At 43.6% G+C, this 1,490-nt stretch carries 1 protein-coding gene; it reads right to left on the minus strand.

Annotated elements, in window-relative coordinates:
- A partial coding sequence (locus tag AC30RD_RS09190) for a GGDEF domain-containing protein (RefSeq protein ID WP_489494230.1) occupies positions 1–1,188 on the minus strand: 1,188 nt, incomplete at its 3' end.
- Positions 1,189–1,490: the final 302 nt, after the last annotated feature.

Raw genomic sequence — 1,490 nt, forward strand, 5'->3', positions numbered from 1 at the left:
GCAGCCCTGTTCTGAAACCTGATTACGTCCCTGGCGTTTTGCCACATACATGGCATTATCAGCAGCGGTTACCAGCATGGCCGGAAAAATTACATCTTGTTCTTCCTCAGGCGTTTCTCCGGTAAAATCCCAGCCCGGCTCACAACAGGAAACACCGATGCTAACCGTCACCACACCAAGCTCTGAAGCTGGGTGCACAATACGTAAATTTTCGATTTTATTGCGTAAACGCTCTGCTAACATACGCGCATCTTTTAATTTTGTAACAGGTAGCAACACCGCAAACTCTTCGCCGCCATAACGCGCAGCCAAATCAGCGGGGCGGCGGGTAACACTTCTCAGGCTGGCCGAAATTTTCTGCAAGCATTCATCACCTGCCTGATGTCCCAGTGCATCGTTATATTTTTTAAAGTAATCGACATCCAGCAATAACAAGGAAATGGGGGTTCTTTCGCGCATCGCCCGGCGCCATTCTGTTTTAAATTTTCGATCAAAGTGGCGACGATTAGCAACCTGGGTTAGCTGGTCTGTATCCGCCAAATCCTGAAGGGCAAACTGGGCATCCTGTAATTCATACAATAAATGATAAATATAGCTTGAAACCAGAATCAAGGTAATTGCAGCGATAAGAATTGCTGCAGCAAGCAAGGCATGCCCTTCGTCCTGACTCATTATTAACAAAATGGTGATAGGCGCGAGCGTAACCAGAATTTGTAAATAGTAGGCTATGCGGGATGCAGCAAGTGTCGGGATAGCAGCCAGGAGTACACTAAATAGAATCATCACCAATAACACTTGATGAATCAGGTCATTGGGAAATAACACCACACCAGACAACCCCCAGATGGTACTGATCATCGTGGTGAAAAAGACGTATTTATTTGCCCAGTTGCTTAATTCAAGTTGGGAGTATTGCTTTCGGGAATTGAAATTTTTACCAACCAGAAAACGTACAATACTTAAGGTAACAATTAAACCAAACCAAATAAACAATGGAATATGCTGGCTAGAAAAATGCAACCAGAAAAAGCCCAGTAAAACAACGGCAAGTAGGATATTGCTCCAAAAACCGAGTACCTTGTTTTTATAAAGATAGGCAATTTGCCCCTGAATGAGGCTTTGCGCAGGACTTGAGTTCGCATCTGCGTCAAGACTGTCGGAGACTGCATCAATTTGTCGGGTCTGCATACTACCCCCACAATAGTTCGGCAAGACTTGAAAAAATCGCAAAAATGAAGGCGATAATCTTATACTAAAATCAGTACATTAACCAGTTCATGCTCCAGCTTACGAATCAATAGCCGAGATTATGTTTCTGTTTTAACGTTTATTATTCGCTTCGATAAGCAATTGCACTTATCTTACAGAAATTACCATAGGACGATGACCCAGTTTTTCTGCGGCCAGCTTCCAGCCATCCACACTATCAGAGTTAATTGGACCCGCTATTACGCGATACCATATACGCCCTTTTACTTTTTTCTGTTGGA

Source organism: Nitrosophilus sp., from assembly GCF_982775275.1.